The 16,205-nt window shown below is 72.8% G+C and carries 15 protein-coding genes and 1 pseudogene; 8 read left to right on the top strand and 8 right to left on the bottom strand.

Going from position 1 to position 16,205, the window contains the following annotated elements:
• Positions 1 to 285: 285 nt before the first annotated feature.
• Positions 286 to 1,386, top strand: a pseudogene (locus tag ACSLTV_RS17245) (alpha/beta fold hydrolase); the annotation flags it as partial.
• Between the two features lie 2 nt (positions 1,387 to 1,388).
• A complete protein-coding gene (locus ACSLTV_RS17240; protein WP_435612444.1) occupies positions 1,389 to 1,967 on the top strand; it encodes a DUF4291 domain-containing protein in 579 nt (192 codons plus the stop codon).
• A 36-nt stretch (positions 1,968 to 2,003) separates the two neighbouring features.
• Here the strand turns inward: ACSLTV_RS17240 and ACSLTV_RS17235 are convergent, their stop codons facing one another.
• From ACSLTV_RS17235 to ACSLTV_RS17225, 3 genes are all read right to left on the bottom strand, one after another.
• Complete coding sequence (locus ACSLTV_RS17235) at positions 2,004 to 2,183, bottom strand: hypothetical protein (RefSeq protein ID WP_432138970.1); 180 nt, start codon at positions 2,181 to 2,183, stop codon at positions 2,004 to 2,006.
• A 100-nt stretch (positions 2,184 to 2,283) separates the two neighbouring features.
• Positions 2,284 to 3,159: an undecaprenyl-diphosphate phosphatase gene (locus tag ACSLTV_RS17230; RefSeq protein ID WP_432157092.1), complete on the bottom strand. Its 876-nt coding sequence runs from the start codon at positions 3,157 to 3,159 to the stop codon at positions 2,284 to 2,286.
• Between the two features lie 149 nt (positions 3,160 to 3,308).
• Positions 3,309 to 4,094: a TVP38/TMEM64 family protein gene (locus tag ACSLTV_RS17225; protein WP_432136852.1), complete on the bottom strand. Its 786-nt coding sequence runs from the start codon at positions 4,092 to 4,094 to the stop codon at positions 3,309 to 3,311.
• Positions 4,095 to 4,452: 358 nt separating this feature from the next.
• Here ACSLTV_RS17225 and tuf point away from each other — a divergent pair, with 358 nt between their 5' ends.
• Complete coding sequence (tuf, locus tag ACSLTV_RS17220; protein ID WP_432136853.1) at positions 4,453 to 5,622, top strand: elongation factor Tu; 1,170 nt, start codon at positions 4,453 to 4,455, stop codon at positions 5,620 to 5,622.
• Positions 5,623 to 5,776: 154 nt separating this feature from the next.
• Positions 5,777 to 6,622, top strand: coding sequence for a spermidine synthase (locus ACSLTV_RS17215; RefSeq protein ID WP_432136854.1), 846 nt, complete (start codon positions 5,777 to 5,779; stop codon positions 6,620 to 6,622).
• On the opposite strand, the gene ACSLTV_RS17210 is transcribed toward ACSLTV_RS17215, so the two are convergent.
• The 3 genes from ACSLTV_RS17210 to ACSLTV_RS17200 form a co-directional block, all read right to left on the bottom strand.
• The gene (locus ACSLTV_RS17210; RefSeq protein WP_435612438.1) at positions 6,584 to 7,918 is read right to left on the bottom strand and encodes an MFS transporter; all 1,335 of its coding nucleotides are present in this window, start codon (positions 7,916 to 7,918) and stop codon (positions 6,584 to 6,586) included. The two genes, ACSLTV_RS17215 and ACSLTV_RS17210, sit on opposite strands and share 39 nt — an antisense overlap.
• A gap of 60 nt (positions 7,919 to 7,978) precedes the next feature.
• Entirely contained in the window at positions 7,979 to 9,040 is a 1,062-nt protein-coding gene (locus tag ACSLTV_RS17205) for a hypothetical protein (RefSeq protein WP_435612437.1), read from the bottom strand.
• A 78-nt stretch (positions 9,041 to 9,118) separates the two neighbouring features.
• Positions 9,119 to 10,099, bottom strand: coding sequence for a hypothetical protein (locus tag ACSLTV_RS17200; RefSeq protein ID WP_435612436.1), 981 nt, complete (start codon positions 10,097 to 10,099; stop codon positions 9,119 to 9,121).
• Positions 10,100 to 10,515: 416 nt separating this feature from the next.
• Between ACSLTV_RS17200 and ACSLTV_RS17195 the strand changes: the two genes are divergently transcribed.
• Positions 10,516 to 10,953 carry a DUF4442 domain-containing protein gene (locus ACSLTV_RS17195; protein ID WP_432136955.1) on the top strand — a complete coding sequence of 146 codons (438 nt, stop codon included), beginning with the start codon at positions 10,516 to 10,518 and terminating at the stop codon, positions 10,951 to 10,953.
• Positions 10,954 to 11,128: 175 nt separating this feature from the next.
• On the opposite strand, the gene galU is transcribed toward ACSLTV_RS17195, so the two are convergent.
• Positions 11,129 to 12,100 carry a UTP--glucose-1-phosphate uridylyltransferase GalU gene (gene galU / locus ACSLTV_RS17190; protein ID WP_435612435.1) on the bottom strand — a complete coding sequence of 324 codons (972 nt, stop codon included), beginning with the start codon at positions 12,098 to 12,100 and terminating at the stop codon, positions 11,129 to 11,131.
• 326 nt (positions 12,101 to 12,426) lie between these two features.
• Here galU and ACSLTV_RS17185 point away from each other — a divergent pair, with 326 nt between their 5' ends.
• Both ACSLTV_RS17185 and ACSLTV_RS17180 read left to right on the top strand, forming a co-directional pair.
• Positions 12,427 to 13,752 carry a hydrolase gene (locus ACSLTV_RS17185; RefSeq protein ID WP_435612434.1) on the top strand — a complete coding sequence of 442 codons (1,326 nt, stop codon included), beginning with the start codon at positions 12,427 to 12,429 and terminating at the stop codon, positions 13,750 to 13,752.
• A gap of 86 nt (positions 13,753 to 13,838) precedes the next feature.
• The gene (locus ACSLTV_RS17180) at positions 13,839 to 14,477 is read left to right on the top strand and encodes a DedA family protein (protein WP_432157098.1); all 639 of its coding nucleotides are present in this window, start codon (positions 13,839 to 13,841) and stop codon (positions 14,475 to 14,477) included.
• 110 nt (positions 14,478 to 14,587) lie between these two features.
• Here the strand turns inward: ACSLTV_RS17180 and ACSLTV_RS17175 are convergent, their stop codons facing one another.
• A complete protein-coding gene (locus ACSLTV_RS17175) occupies positions 14,588 to 15,115 on the bottom strand; it encodes a gamma carbonic anhydrase family protein (protein WP_432136862.1) in 528 nt (175 codons plus the stop codon).
• 109 nt (positions 15,116 to 15,224) lie between these two features.
• Between ACSLTV_RS17175 and ACSLTV_RS17170 the strand changes: the two genes are divergently transcribed.
• Positions 15,225 to 16,121, top strand: a complete 897-nt coding sequence (locus ACSLTV_RS17170) for an acyltransferase (protein WP_435612433.1) — start codon at positions 15,225 to 15,227, stop codon at positions 16,119 to 16,121.
• The last annotated feature ends 84 nt before the right edge of the window (positions 16,122 to 16,205 follow it).

The following is a 16,205-nucleotide window of genomic DNA, read 5'->3' as shown; positions in this document are numbered from 1 at the left end:
AGGCTACGTGTCAGAAACCGACGTCTCATCATGTGTCCTTTCGTTGCGCGGCGAGCACTGCCACGGGTCCCGGCCCGCTCGGGACGCTAGGGCAGAGGCCGTTCGGTTCCCACCAGGCGCCGCCGGAATATCACCGGTCTGGCGGTGAACCTCCGTGAAGGGAGATGATCGCGTTCATGGCTTCCCGGTGTTCGAGGGATTCGGGATCCCCGGTCGCCGACTGCGCCACCGCGCCCTGAATACCGGGCTTGACGCCCTCTGAGTGGTCTGTGAGCGCGGCTTGACATGGGTCATCAAGCCGCGTTGACAGTTTCCGCAGCGGAAGCCGACAGGAACCTGCAGCCAGAGGCCGGGGCACGGCGGTTCGGCGGAGGGTTCCGCCAGGTGCCGCCGAGGCGTGCGGAGCAGGGGTGCCCGCACCTCTGCGGTGGGCTGACCGGGCGGCGTGGGAAATTGCCCGGGCCGGCACGACCCGACATGATCGTTCCCCGAGTCGCGGAAGTGCTGAGTCGGGCGAGCCTGGCCGCATCCGCAGAGCGATGTGGCCAGGCGTTTGCCGCTGTGCAGGAGGAGGGCGAGATGCGCGGTGTGCGCAGTGGCCACGTCACCATGAACGACGGCGTACGGCTGCACTATCTCGAGGCCGGCAGCGGTCCGGACATGCTTCTCGTCCCCGGCTGGTCGCAGACCGCCGCGCAATGGAGGCACCAGATCGCCGACTTCGCGCGCACGCATCATGTGATCGCGGTCGACCACCGCGGCCACGGCGGATCCGACAGGCCGGATCACGGCTACCGGGTCGCTCGTCTGTCGACGGACCTCCATCAGCTCATTCATCTCCTGGACCTCACCGAGGTCGTCTGGGTGGCCCACTCCATGGGCTGCGCGCTGGCGTGGTCCTACTGGGACCTGTTCGGTGGGGACCGGCTGGCGCGCCTGGTGCTGTTCGACGAACCCGCCGTTCTGGTCCGCCAGCCGTACTGGCCGGACGGCTTGGCCGAACGCCTTGGCGCGTTGTACGGGCTCGGACAAGTCGCCGATGTCGTCGCAGGACTCCGCGACCCGCGCTCGGATGCCGAGATCCTCAGTGCCGAATTCCTCAATGCCATGTGGACCCAGGCCGCCGACGAGGGGGACCGTCAGTGGGTTCTCGCCCAGAACCTGCTCCTGCCCAGGGAGTACGCCGGAAGACTACTGCTGGACAACGTCATGCAGGACTGGCGTGACATCCTGCCCAGGATCACCGTTCCGACACTGGTCATCGGAGGGAACGACAGCATGATCCCCTCCACTGCCGCGCGGTCAGTGGCCTTGGCCATTCCCGGGGCCGTCGTGCGGATCCTCAGCGAGCGTGCCGGCCACTTCGCATTCTGGGAGAACCCCGTCGCATTCAACCGGGAGGTCCGGGCCTTCCTCGACATGCCCGTCGACGCCGACGGGCACCTGGTGTCGGCCCGGCGGGCACACAACGACGCGGCAAGCCCGCAGGAAGGGTCTGCGAACACGGCTTGACGTGGGGCAAGCCGTCGTTCCTGTGGATGATGTACCGCTGCGGCTGGGGCACCAAGGAGAACCAGGAGGCCGTGCTCGCCGTGGAGATCACCCGCGCGGGCTTCGAATGGGCGTTGCGCAATGCCTGCCTGTCCCACCACGTGCCCGAGCTGCACGGGGAAATCGCCCACTGGAAGCGGCAGTTGAGGGAGGCGCCGGCGCGGGTGCAGTGGGATCCCGAGCGGGATCTGCACCACCAGCCCCTGCCTCACCGGTCGCTCCAGCTGGGGCTGTGCGGGGAGGCGACCCGCCGGTACGCGGACGAGTGGATCGTCGGGATCGAGGACGTGACCCCGCTGGCCAGGGAGATCCACGGCCGGGTGCGCGCCGCTGAACTGGACGGCGCGCGGGCGCTGTTGCCGCGTGAGCGTCCCTATCCGGTGGCCGAGGCGACGGTCGCTCACCTGCGCAGGTGAGCCGTGAGCCGTGACCGCCGGCGGGGGCTGGGGGCTTCAGGCGGCTTCGACGACCCCGCCGCGGATCGCCTCGGCCCACTCGACCACCAGCAGCTCGTACTCCGCGCGCTCCTGAGCCGACAGCGATCCGCCGGCCCGCAGCCACAGGGCCCGGATGCGCTCGTTTAACTCGGCAGCGGACCGCACGGAACCAGGGAAGGCACATTCGGGGGACATAGACCAAGCCTAGGCGCAAGCCATGACAGCGCGCTACCGCACCGCTACCGATCCCCTATGGGCTTGGTCACGACTGTTCGACCCGTCGGCCCAGGGGGAGTCAGCCCGCCGACTCGCCCGCGTGGGGGCTCAGCACTCCCGTGGCGACCAGGGCCACGAGGACGATGCCGAGGGCGACGCGGTAGTAGACGAAGGGCATGAAGGACTTGGTGCTGATGAACTTCATGAACCAGGCGATGACGGCGTAGCCGCTGACGAAGGCGATCACCGTGGCGAACAGGGTGGGGCCCCAGGCCACGTGGTCGCTCTCCATCGCGTCCTTGAGCTCGAAGACCCCGGAGGCGAGGACCGCCGGGATGGCGAGGAGGAAGGAGTAGCGGGCCGCCGCCTCGCGCTTGTAGCCCATGAACAGGCCGCCGCTGATCGTGGCGCCGGAGCGGGAGACGCCGGGGATCAGGGCGCACGCCTGGCACAGTCCGAAGATCAGGCCGTCCCGCACGCCGAGGTTCTGCAGCGTCTTGCGCTGCTTGGGCGCCCGGTGCCGGCCGCCCTTCTCGTCGCGGGCCGCGAGCCGGTCCGCGATGCCGATGACCACGCCGACGACGATCAGCATGGTCGCCGTGATGCGCAGATCACGGAACGGCCCCTCGATCTGGTCCTTCAGCGTCAGCCCGAGCACCCCGATGGGGATCGAGCCCACGATGACCAGCCAGCCCATCCGGGCGTCCGGGTCCCGGCGCATCTCCTTGTCGGCCAGCGACCGCGTCCACGACGTGAGGATTCGCCCGATGTCCTTGCGGAAGTAGATCAGCACCGCCGCCTCCGTGCCGATCTGCGTGATCGCCGTGAAGGCCGCGCCCGGGTCCTCCCATCCGGAGAACGCCGCGGTGAGGCGCAGGTGCGCGCTGGAGGAGACGGGAAGGAACTCGGTCAGCCCCTGGACGAGTCCGAGGATGAGGGATTCAAACCAAGACATGAAGTTACGGAGTCCAAGTGCCGATCGGTGGGAGGGGCGACAGACGGACGCGGCGTTCGCCGCGACTGATCACGTGTGCCGGGGGCAGCCTAGCGCCCCGGTATGACTGGTCCGTCACAGGGGCTTCGTGAACGCCCCCGTACCGCCTCTCACTTCGCGCGCAGATGGTGCCGCTTGCGCCAGGCCACCACCGCGCCCGCCACCGCCGGCACCGCGATCCCGGCCAGCGCCACCAGGAAGGCCGGTGAGGTCGGCGCCGACGCCCGGGCCCCCGCCACCGCGTACGCGGCCGTGTTCGGCACCGAGCCCAGCCCGGTCGCCACGAGGAACGGCAGCCAGCCCATCCGGGAGACCGCCGCGCAGTAGTTCGCCGCCCAGAACGGCACCCCGGGAAACAGCCGTACCGCCATCATCGAGCGGAAACCCCGCCGGCTGAGTTGTCCGTCCGCCGCGGTCAGCCACCGCCCCCGCAGCAGCGGCCGCAACGCGTCCTGGCCCAGCAGTCGGCCCAGCCCGAAGGCCAGGCCGGCGCCGATCACGGTGCCCGCCAGCGCCGCCCCCAGCCCCAGCTGGGAACCGAACAGCGCGCCGGCCGCCAGGTTCAGCAGCGGGCGCGGCACGAACGCCACCGTGCACAGGCCGTAGGCGACCGCGAACACCGCCGCCGCACCGACCCCGCCCAGGTGGGGTGGCCAGCCGTCGGCGAGCAGCCGTTGCGGCTCGAACATCAGCACCCCGGTCGCGGCCGACGCCAGCAGCGCGACCAGCAGGGCGAACCGGGACCACGGCGACAGCAGGACACGCGTGCAGCGCGTGGCGAACCCGGGGGACGGCGTGGGGACGACGACCGAGGCGGGGGCGAGAGCGAGCTCCGCGACGGCGGCCGGGGGTGCGGCCGCGCCGGTGCTCCCAGAGCGGATGGGTGCGTCGAGCATCCGGCGACAGTAACCGACGAACATGTCTGATCGCCGTATGGTCCGTCTCACGGGCGCCATCGATCCGGCCGTCGGCGACAGGACACCACCGGTCCGGGCGTTCGGAAAACCGTTCGACTACGGGCGGTGGGTCGGCGAGGATCGACGCCATGGTCCGGTACGCCTTCGTCGTCGCAGCATCCGCCGTCGCGGATGCTCCGAAGGCTGCCGCCGCGCACCTCCCGGCCGCCCTCGACGGCGCCCGAGGCTGACCCTCCCCGGATCGTCCGGCGGACCCCCCAGGGGGAGGGTCGGCGAGTGACTGGGGTCCCGCTTCCTTCTCACCGCGCACCGCGCGGAGGCTTCGAGGTACCCAGCCATGCCCAAGACGGCGTACGTCCGCACCAAACCGCACCTCAACATCGGCACCATGGGCCATGTCGACCACGGCAAGACCACGCTCACCGCGGCCATCACCAAGGTCCTCGCCGACCGCGGCAGCGGCACCTTCGTACCGTTCGACCGGATCGACCGGGCGCCGGAGGAGGCCGAGCGCGGCATCACCATCGACATCGCGCACGTCGAGTACGAGACCGACACCCGCCACTACGCGCACGTCGACATGCCCGGCCACGCCGACTACGTCAAGAACATGGTCACGGGTGCCGCGCAGCTCGACGGGGCGATCCTCGTCGTCTCCGCGCTCGACGGGATCATGCCGCAGACCGCCGAACACGTGCTGCTCGCCCGCCAGGTGGGCGTCGACCACATCGTCGTCGCCCTCAACAAGGCCGACGCGGGCGACGAGGAGCTCGCCGACCTCGTCGAACTGGAGGTCCGCGACCTCCTCTCCGCCCACGGCTACGGCGGCGACTCCGCGCCGGTCGTACGGGTCTCGGGCCTCAGGGCGCTGGAGGGCGACCCCCGGTGGACGGCTGCCGTGGAGGCGTTGCTCGACGCCGTGGACACCTACGTGCCGATGCCGGAGCGGTACGTCGACGCGCCCTTCCTGCTGCCGGTGGAGAACGTGCTGACCATCACCGGGCGGGGCACCGTGGTGACCGGTGCCGTCGAGCGGGGCGCGGTGCGCGTCGGCGACCGGGTCGACGTGCTCGGCGCCGGTGTGCAGACCGTCGTCACCGGCCTGGAGACCTTCGGGAAACCGATGGCCGAGGCGCAGGCCGGGGACAGCGTGGCGCTGCTGCTGCGCGGCGTTCCCCGGGACGCCGTCCGGCGCGGACACGTCGTCGCCGCGCCGGGCAGCGTGGTGCCGCGACGCCGCTTCACCGCGCGGGTGTACGTGCTCTCCGCGCGCGAGGGCGGTCGCACGACGGCGATCACCAGCGGGTACCGGCCGCAGTTCTACATCCGTACCGCCGACGTCGTGGGGGACGTGGACCTCGGTGAGGCGGGCGTCGCCCGGCCGGGGGAGACGGTGACGATGACCGTCGAGCTGGGGCGGGACGTCCCGCTGGAGCCAGGGCTGGGCTTCGCCGTCCGCGAGGGCGGCAGGACCGTGGGTGCGGGGACCGTCACGGCCCTCGGGTGAGGACGACGCGGACGGGGAGGGGAACCGCTGGCCGGACGGCACCGGCCGCGCGGTTCCCCGCGCCTCCTCGGGCTGCCTGCCGCCGGCGCCTCCTCGGGCCGACTGCCCGCCCGCGGCCGGCCGGGAGCCGGCCGGCCGCGGGCACAATGGGACGGTGAACGAAGCCGTCCCCGTCTCCCGCGCCGTCGACCACGGCACCGCCAAACTGATGCCCGACGTCGACCGGGCGCGGGCCTGGCTGCTGACCGTGGACGGGGCGCCCCAGTCGTACGTGGACCTGGACGACCCGACCCATCTGGAGTTCGAGTACGCCCGGCGGCTCGGACACGTACTGGACACCGCCGCTGAGGCGGGCCGCCCGCTGGACGTGCTCCACCTCGGCGGGGGCGCGCTGACCCTGCCCCGTTACGTCGCCGCCACCCGGCCGGGGTCCCAGCAGGACGTGGTCGAGGCCGACGGGGCGCTGCTGGCGCTGGTCGCCGAGTTCCTGCCGCTCGGAGAGGGCTCGGGGATCGTCCTCCACCACGGCGACGCCCGGCGCGGGCTGGAGAACGCCCCGGACGGCTCCGCAGACGTGGTGGTCGGCGACGTCTTCGGCGGCTCCCGGGTCCCCGCGCACCTGACCACCCTGGCCTACGCCCGTGAGGCCGGCCGGGTGCTGCGCCCCGACGGGGTCTACGTGGCGAACCTCCCCGACGGGGCGCCGTTCACCTTCCTGCGTTCCCAGCTCGCCACCCTCGCCGCGGTGTTCCCGGAACTCGTCCTCATCGCGGAGCCGGGCGTGCTGCGCGGGCGGCGGTTCGGCAACGCGGTGCTGGCCGCCGCGCACCGCCCCCTCGACGTCGCCGCGCTGGCCCGGCTGACGGCGGGCGACGCGTTTCCGGCCCGGGTGGAGTCGGGGGCCGCGGTCCGGGCGTTCACCGGGGACGCCCGGCCCGTGCGGGACGCGGACGCGGTCCCGTCACCCCTGCCCCCCGAGGGCTCCTTCGGGATCGGCTGACGACTCGGCCGGATACCCGCCCGGCGGCGGTCCGGCCTCGGGGGTCCGGCCCGTCACCCGCTGGGTGCGCCGGGTCAGGTGCCGTACGTCGGGGACACACAGCACCGCGGCCGTGACGACGACGACCAGCCCGGCGCAGCCCCACAGCGCCGCCGGCCGGCCGAACGCCGACTCCGCGGGACCGGCCAGCGCCGTCGCCGGCGGCACCAGCGCCACCGAGCCGAACCAGTCGTAGGCCGAGACCCGGGACAGCTTGTCCTCCGGTATCTCCTGGTGCAGCGCGGTCATCCAGGACACGCCGAACACCTCCAGGGTGACGCCGGTCAGGAACATCACCGCACACAGCACCGCGACCGGGACGGGGACCGCGAGCGCGGCCGACGGCAGCGCCAGCGGGAAGACGCACAGGGTGCCCACGAACAGCAGGCGGCGCGGCTTCCACCGGGTCATCAGCAGGGCGCCGGCCACGGTGCCGGCGCCGAAACAGCCCAGGGCGAGACCCCAGGGGCCCGGTCCGCCGAGGTGATCGTCGGCCACGAGCGGCCCGTAGACGGCGTCGGCGGCGCCCACGACGGCGTTCGCGATGGAGAACTGCAGCACGATGCCCCACAGCCAGGGCCGGCCGCTCACCTCCCGCCAGCCCTCACGCAGGTCGGCGAGCAGCCCGCCGCCCGGCGCGCGCCGCGGCAGGTCCCGGACGTCGAGGAACGCGCGCAGCGCACCGGCGACGGCGAACGCGGCGGCGTCCGCCGCAAGGACCCAGCCGGGGCCGACGACCGCCACCAGGGCCCCGCCGAGTGCCGCACCGCCCACGGCCGCGCCCTGCATCGCCATCCGGAACACCGCGAAGGCACGGCCGGCCTGCTCGCCCTCGACCGAGGACAGCAGCATGCCCTCGGCCGCCGGGCTGAAGAACGCCTGGCCGGTGCCGCCCAGCGCGGTCAGCAGCATCATCTGCCACAACCGGGGCTCGCCGAGCAGCACCAGCGCGCCGAAGGCGCCCTGCGACAGGAAGTTGAGGGCGTTGGCCGCGACCATCACCCGGTGTCGCGGCAGCCGGTCCGCGACCGCGCCGCCGACCAGCAGGAACAGCACCAGGGGCAGCGTGCGCGCGGCGGCCACCAGACCGACGTCGCCGCCGTCGCCGCCCGCCTCCAGCACGGCGAAGGCGGCGGCGATGAGAGCGCCCTGACTGCCCAGGTTCGTCACGAACGCGGCGGCGGTCAGCAGGCTGTAGTTGCGGCCCGCCCAGGAGGGTCGGCGCAGGCGGCGGCGGGTTTCGGCGGCTGGGGTCACCGGGTGACTATCGCCGCCGGGGCCCCAGTGTGCCAAACCGGATCCCGCCGGGGTCGCGGCTCAGTTCTGGGTGGGCTCGCCGTGCAGCCGCACCGTGCTGAGGATCTTCAGGATCGTCTCCTTGGGCAGCTCGTCCTTCACGCCCTTGGCGGTGTGCAGGTTCCAGGACACGAAGTCGCCGTTGGAGTTCTTGAAACCGAACGTGATCGCCTTGCCGTCGCTGGCGCACTTGCCCTTCTGGGGCGTGTTCGTCGACTGGGCCCAGGCGTAGCTGCCCTGGATGCCTGAGGCCGTCTTGAAGGGCGTGGCCTTCTTGTCGAAGGTGATGCTCTTGCGGTCCGGCTCGGTGTAGCCGCCGAACACCCACCACGCGGGCGTGTTGATCGCGATCTCGTCGGTGTTCTTGGCGCCCGACGCGCCCTTGGTGCCGACGACGGCCAGGGGGGTGTCCTCGGTCTCGCCGTCCTTGTCGCTGTCGACCGAGCACCACTTCGACTTGTACTTGGCGGCGCCCGACATGAGGATCGAGCCGTAGCCGCTCGGCTCCTTGTCGTCCTCCCACTCGAAGCCGAGGCCCACGCCCGGCGACTGCACCTCCCAGTCGGCCGGCACGTCGAAGGCGATGCCCCACTTGGGGTTCACGACGACCTTCCAGCCGGCGACGGTCGGCTTCTCCGTCTCGTTGCTGCGCGGGTTGGCACCCCCGGTCGTGGCCGGTGCGGTCGGCTCCGGGCTGGCGGTGCCGGTGGCGGTCGGGCTCGGGCTCTGGCCCTTGCCGGTGACGTCGGTGTCGTCACCGTCGCCGCCCAGCACCAGGAAGCCGGTGACGCCGGCGGTCACGACGACGGCCGAGGCCGCGATGATCGCGACGAGCTTGGTGCGGTTGCCGCCGCCTCCGCCGGCCCCGCCCCCGGGCTGCGGCTGCAGCGTGCCCGGCACGGTGGGGGCACCCCACTGGGGCTGCTGGGGCTGCTGCTGCGGCTGCTGCTGCGCGTAGGGGTTGGGCTGCTGATAGCCGGGCTGCTGGTAGGGATTCGGCTGCTGGTATCCCGGCTGCTGGTACGGGTTGTTCTGCGCCTGCGGGTTCTGCTCTCCCCCGGGCGGCTGCTGTCCTGGCCACATGCGCAGCAACCCTAGTGCCGCCCGGAACCGGAGTCGGTCACCGCCCCTTGTCAGGGACGTACCGAATCGGTATCCGGCTCAGGAGCCGGACGGCTCGTAGAGGCGGATGGTGGCCATGACCTCGCGGAGGGTGGCGTCGGAGACCTCGTCCTTGACGCCCTTGGCGCCGGAGAACGACCACGAGGCCAGGTCCCCGTCGGGCGTCTTGAACGCGAAGGTGGTGGACTTGCCGTCGGAGTCGCACTTGTGCTTCTTCTCCACCCCCGCGGACCATGAGGTGGCCACGCTGCCGGACAGTCCGGAGGTGGTGGTGAAGGGGGTGACCGGGCCGGTGGTGACCTTCTTCCGGTCCGGCTGGGTGTAGTCGCCGTAAACCCAGTTGGCGGAGTCGGCGCGGGCGATCTCCTCGGTGGAACGAGCGCTCTTGTTGGCCCGCGTGCCCATGATGGCCAGGGCGGTGCTGTCCTCGCGGCCGTCGCGGTCGTCGTCCGACAGGCACCACTTGGACTTCAGTACGGCGGGGGCCTTCATGCCGACGAGGATCTTCTCGTCCGGGTCGCCGTCCTCCGAGACCCACCAGGCCCACGACGTCGACTGCACCTCCCAGCCGGCGGGCACGTCGAAGGCGACGCCGAGGTCCGGGTTCACCACGACCTTCCAGCCGGCGACGGTCGGCCGCACGGTGTCCTCGCCGCGCGGGTCGGCGGAGGCGGAGGGCTGGCCGGGGGCTGGTGCGGAGGTGGCCGTCGGCCCCGGCTCGGGCGTGCCGCCGTCACCGTCGCGCAGCAGCACCACGCCGGTCACCGCCGAGGCGGCGACCACCGCGGCGGCCGCCGCGATCGCGATCACCTTCGTGCGGCGTCCGCCACCCGGGCCGGCCGGGGACGGACCCATGGTGGCCGTGGGGGCGGTCCAGGGGCCGGACGGCTGTCCCGCGCTCGGCTGTCCCGCGTGCGGGTGCTGTTGCGGGGTCTGCTGGTAGCCCGGCTGCAGATACGGGTTCGCGGGCTGGTTCGCCGGGTTCCGGCCGTCCGCCGGCGGTTGCTCTCCTGGCCACATGGGCGGCAAGCATACGGCGATCATGCGGGGGTCCCGCGCCCGGTCCGGGGCGGCCGGTTCCGCGGGGGCCGGTTCCGCGGGCGCCGGGAAGCCCTTCGGGCGGAGGATCGCGAGGGTGCTCGACAGGCTGCTCGCAAGACCGGTTCGGCGGTCGTCCGGGAGGCTGACCGGGCCAGCGGGCGGCCGGGCCACCGGGCCACCGGGCAGCCGGGCCACTGGGCGGCCGGGCGAGTGGGCGGCCGGGCGAGTGGTCGAGTGGCCGGGAGATGTTGCGGAGTGGTCTGCACGGGAGGTCCCCGGAGGGGGCCGGGAAGGGGGCGGGAGCAGGTCCGATGCCGGCTCGGGTGTGGGTTGGGGCCGGGCTCTGGCGAGCAGAGGCTACTCGTGGGTAACATCTCGCCATGAGCGCAGACCAGATGTCCGTCGGCGAGATGCTCGCCGCCACGGTTCCCATGGCCCGGACCCTGAACCTCCAGTTCCTGGAGACCACCCCGGACAAGGCCGTGGTCGCCCTGCCGGACCAGGGCGATTTCCACAATCACGTGGGCGGGCCGCACGCCGGCGCCATGTTCACGCTCGGGGAGTCCGCCAGCGGGGCCATCGTCCTCGCGGCGTTCGGAGACCAGCTCTCCCGCGCCGTGCCGCTCGCGGTCCGCGCCGAGATCGCCTACCGCAAGCTCGCCATGGGTCCGGTCACGGCCACCGCGACCCTGGGTCGGCCGGCCGCCGAGGTCGTCGCCGAACTGGACGCGGGGGAGCGGCCCGAGTTCCCGGTCGCGATCGAGATTCGCCGCGGCGACGGTGCGGTCACGGGAGAGATGACCGTCGTCTGGACCCTACGGCCCAACGGCTGAGCGGCGCCCGGCCGGGTGACCGGCCGGCGGTCGGGTGGCGCGGTCGGGCCGGCGGGCAGGGCGCGCCAACTGGTCGGCCCGGGTGGGCGGGTGGCCCGGCGGCGCGGCCGTGATGCCGGGCCACCCGGGCCCCGTGGGTCCCTCACGGGTGCGGGCCTGCGCCGCCGGAGCCGGCTCAGGCCGCCTGCCACCCGCCCGGGGCCGGGTCGTCCGCCAGGCCCGCCGCGAACTCCTTCAGCCACGACCTGAACTCCGGTCCCAGATCCGGGCGTTCACAGGCCAGTCGTACCACCGTACGTAGATAGTCCGCCTTGTCGCCGGTGTCGTAGCGCAGGCCTTCGAAGACGACCCCGTGGACCGCGCCGGCGGCTGCCAGTTCCTGCAGGGCGTCGGTCAGCTGGACCTCGCCGCCGCGTCCGGGCCGGGTCCGCTCCAGCACCTCGAAGACGGCCGGGTCCAGGACGTAACGGCCGATGACCGCGTAGCGGCTCGGCGCCCGGTCGCGTGGCGGCTTCTCCACCAGGCCGGTGACCTGGACCACGTCGGCGTCCCCGGAGCCGGACGGTTCGACGGCCGCGCAACCGTACAGGTGGATCTGATCCGGCGGGACCTCCATGAGGGCCACGACGCTCCCGGCGCACCGCTGTCGGACCTCCAGCATGCGGCTCAGCAGGGTTTCGCGCGGGTCGATCAGATCGTCGCCGAGCAGCACGGCGAAGGGCTGGCCGCCCACATGGTGACGGGCGCACAGCACCGCGTGGCCGAGGCCCAGCGGATCGCCCTGCCGTATGTGGTGGATGTCGGCCAGACGCGCCGGATCGCGCACCGCGTCCAGGCGTACGGTGTCGCCCTTGGCCGTGAGCGCCTGCTCCAGTTCGAGCGCGTTGTCGAAGTGGTCCTCGATGGCCCGCTTGTGCCGGCCGGTGACCATCAGGATGTCGTCGAGCCCGGCCGCGGCGGCCTCCTCCACCACGTACTGGATCGCCGGCTTGTCGACGACCGGCAGCATCTCCTTCGGGGTCGCCTTGGTGGCGGGCAGGAAGCGGGTGCCGAGCCCGGCGGCCGGGATGACCGCCTTGCGAACGGCGGGGGCGGCGGGGGCGGCCGGTGCGGAGGGTGTGGAGAGGGGGAAATCCGGGGCGCTCATGCGCGACATGCTGGCCCGCCCGTATGGGAGCGAGCAGGGAGCGGGATCGGAGAATCCTGTGTGTTCCGGCCGGGTCGTTGTTGTCGCGTTGTCGAATACCGGCACCTATACCGTCGGTAACGCGGGTCGTATTCACGCACATTGACCTCGCGTCACTCGAACTTCTTGTTTCCTGCGAGACGTGTGTGCCAAGGTGAGCGTCCCCGCGGGACGGTTCGGACCAGGCCGTGCGGTCTGACGCGCCGTAGGTACGCACCAATCAATCACCTGCTTTCCGGCGGACACGTTTGCGTGTGCCGTCCGTCGGCTTGGAAGGAAATGGTTCAGTGCACTCGCCCAGCCCCCCACGCCCCTCATATCCGCCGGGCCCCGGCCGCGCGCCGGGCGAATCCGACCGTGTTCTCGCCGCCCTGATCGCGGCCGGCGACGACGGCGGCGCCGTCGCGTTGCTGCTGGCCCGGCACTGGCGCGCCGCACAGGACTACGCCGCCATCTGCCTCGCCTCCGCCGGCCCCGCGGCCCAGTTCGTGGCCGCCGCGTCCGTGCACCGGCTGCTCACCCGTCTCGCGAGCGACCGGTCCGCCGGTGCGCTGCGGCCCCAACTCCTGGTCGTCGTACGTGACATGGTCCGGGAATGGGCCGGTGCGGACGGAGTTCCCGCCGAACTCCCGGAGCTGGACAGAACCATCGGAGCGCGCGGACTGCGCGCCGCCCGCGCTGGAACACCGGAAAGGAGGCGGCTCGCCGAACGCGCTTTCCAGTCCCTTCCGGCGGCCTCGCAATGTCTGTTGTGGCACTGCGAGGTCGAGGCCGAGCCGATATCCGTACCGGCTGGTCTGCTGGGTGTCGACACCATCACCGCGACCGCCGGTCTGGACCAGGCCCGCGAGCAATTCCGGGCGAAGTGCGTCCGCGCGCATCTCGACCTCGCGCCGACCGTCGAATGCCGCTTCTACCACCGGCTGCTCGACATTCCCCTGCGGCGCGGCACCGAGTTGCTGCCCGATGTCCGCGACCATCTCGCCCAGTGCCGTCACTGTCGGCACACCGCCGAGCAACTCAGCCATTTCGACGAAGAGTTGGCTGTTCTGCTGGCCGAGGCGGTACTCGGCTGGGGCGCCCGCCGCTACCTCGATTCCCGCCCGGGGCGCCCCCCCGCGCCGCCGTCCTCCGCCCGGGGCACGACGGGCCGGGGGGCCGGTGCGTGGTGGCGCACGGCACTGCGGGCGGTCGTACCCGCCTGGCTCACGGCCCCTCGGACACCCGCGGCCGCGTCCGCCCGGCGTGCCGCGCCCCCCGCGCCCGCCGGCCGTCACCGGGGCGCGCACGGTGCCCGTCCCGCCGGGCCCGGGTCCGCCGCTTCCGGGGCTGCCCGGGCCGGGCGGCGCGCCAAGGCGGCCGGCATCGGCGCCGGTGTGGCCACGCTCGCTCTGCTCGTCGGCGTGCCGGCGGTGCGGGGCGGCTCCGGCGCCAACGGTGTCCCGGGGCCCGAGGCCACCTGGGGGGCGCCGGTCGGTGACACCGTCCGGCCCGCCGCTCCCGGCGAGCCCCACGCAACCGGCGCCTCCTCGTCCGCCGCGGTCTCCGTCGTGGGCCGCGAGCCCCGAGCCTCCCCGGTCCCGCGCCGGGGACAGGCCGGCGCGCCCCGGTGACCGGGTAGGCTTCGCCAGGGGGTGTGCCGGTCGACCATCGGGCGCCCGGCCGGCAGCACGAGGAAAGCAAACGGGAGGGACCGGCGGTGCACGTCCAGGAGTGGCTCGACACGGTGCCTCCGGCGGCCGTCTACGCGCTGGTGGGACTCGTCATCGGACTGGAGAGCCTGGGCATCCCGCTGCCCGGCGAGATCGTCCTGGTGTCGGCGGCCCTGATGTCCTCGCAACACACCGGCGTCAACCCGGTCATCCTGGGCGCCTGCGCCACGGCCGGAGCCATCATCGGCGACTCCATCGGCTACGCGATCGGCCGCAAGGGCGGCAGGCCGCTGCTGGCCTGGCTGGGTGGCAAGTTCCCGCGCCACTTCGGCGAGGCGCACGTCGCCACCGCCGAGCGTTCCTTCCAGAAGTGGGGCATGTGGGCCGTCTTCTTCGGCCGCTTCATCGCCCTCCTGCGCATCTTCGCCGGACCCCTGGCCGGCGTCCTGCACATGCCGTACTGGAAGTTCCTCATCGCCAACATGCTGGGCGGCGTGGTGTGGGCCGGGGGCACGACGGCCGTCATCTACTACCTGGGCGTCGTCGCCGAGTCCTGGCTGAAGAAGTTCTCCTGGCTGGGCCTGGTGGCGGCCGTGCTCATCGGCGTCACGTCCATGCTCGTCATGAAGCGCAAGGCGAAGCGCGCCGCCGACGAGGCCGAGAAGGACCTGGTCGCGGCCGAGTAGCCGGGCGGCGCGGACGGCGCGGGGCGGACCGCGCGGTCCGCCGCGCCGCTCCCCGGGCGGGCGCCACATCTGGACGCGGCGGGCACCACGCCTGACACGGGGGACGGGTGCTACGCCTGAACGTCCCGGTGCGCCCGCGCCAGCTCCGCGTACATCGTTCCGTTCAGGGTGACGCCCTCCCGTTCCTCCTGCGTGAGTTCCCGCCTGACCTTCGCGGGCACCCCGGCGACGAGCGATCCCGGCGGCACCACCATCCCCTGCGGCACCAGCGCCTGCGCGGCGACGAGCGAACCCGCCCCGATGACGGCACCGTTCAGCACGGTCGCACCCATGCCGATCAGGCAGTCGTCGCCGACCGTCGCCCCGTGGACGACGGCGTTGTGACCGACGGACACCCGCTCACCGACGCTGACCGGGAACCCCGGGTCCGCGTGGAGCGTGCAGTTGTCCTGGATGTTGCTCTGCACGCCGACGGAGATCCGCTCGACGTCGCCGCGTACCACCGCGCCGTACCAGACGCTCGCGCCGGCCGCCAGGGTCACGTCCCCGATCACCGTGGCGTTGGGGGCCACGAAGGCCGCCTCGTCGATCTTCGGCTCCTTGCCGCCGATGCCCGCGATCAGCGCCCTCTGCGTCATCACCGTCTCCTGTCGGTCCGGGTACCCCGGCACCGTACGCCACCCGGTGGGGCGAAGATCACAGGCCCTGCGCCCGATGGGCACCGCCCGACCTGAGTACGGTGTCCGGGTGCCCAAGCGCAAGAACACGTTCTCATCCTGGCGGGGCCGCCTCACCCAGCGCGCCGTCCACGCGGGCTGGGCCTGGCTGCAGCGCACGGGCTCGGTGACCGCCGACCGCCCCGGCCGGTTCCGCTTCGGCTCAATCGGTGAGGCCACGCGTCTCGCCTTCCCGCTCGGCACCGTCTTCGGCGAGCCCTGGATCCATCTGGGCGCGCACTGCATCGTCGGCGAGCAGGTCACCCTCACCGCCGGCCTGATGCCCGATCTCGACCTCGGTCCCGAGCCGATCCTGCGCATCGGCGACGGCGTGGTCCTGGGCCGGGGCAGCCATGTCATCGCGGACACGACGGTCACCATCGGCAGCGACTGCTACTTCGGGCCCTATGTCTACGTGACCTCCACCAACCACTCCTACGACGACCCGCACCAGCCGATCGGCAAGCAGTGGCCGCGCATGGAGCCCGTGGAGATCGGGTCCGGCTGCTGGATCGGCACCGGCGCGGTGATCCTTCCGGGCGCGCGGATCGGGCGGAACGTGGTGGTGGCCGCGGGGGCGGTGGTGCGCGGCACCGTGCCCGATCACGCGGTGGTGGCCGGCGCGCCGGCCCGGGTCGTACGGCGCTGGACGCCCGAGGCGGGCTGGCAGCCGCCACTGCGCACCCCGGCGCCCGTGCCGATACCGGACGGTGTCACCTCCGAGCAACTGGTCGCCCTCTCGGGGCTGGACGAGGAGACCGTGACACGGCTCGCCGAGCTCGACGAGGAGAGCGCGGCGGGGCTGGCGGAACTGGGCGGCGAGAGCGCGGGGAGGCTCGCGGAACTGGGCGGCGAGAGCGCGACACGGTTCGCCGGGGTCGACGGTGAGGCGGCCGCGGGGCTGCCGGCGCTGGAACGCGAGAGCTGAGCGCGCGGGCACCCGTCCGCGCCGCCGATCCGCGCAGTACAGTTCGGTGGACGTTGTGGTGCACCAGGCCGTGCGCGTCGCGCC

Source organism: Streptomyces sp. bgisy159, assembly GCF_965341775.1.
GTDB lineage: Bacteria > Actinomycetota > Actinomycetes > Streptomycetales > Streptomycetaceae > Streptomyces.
This window is presented reverse-complemented; position numbering and strand designations above follow the sequence as displayed.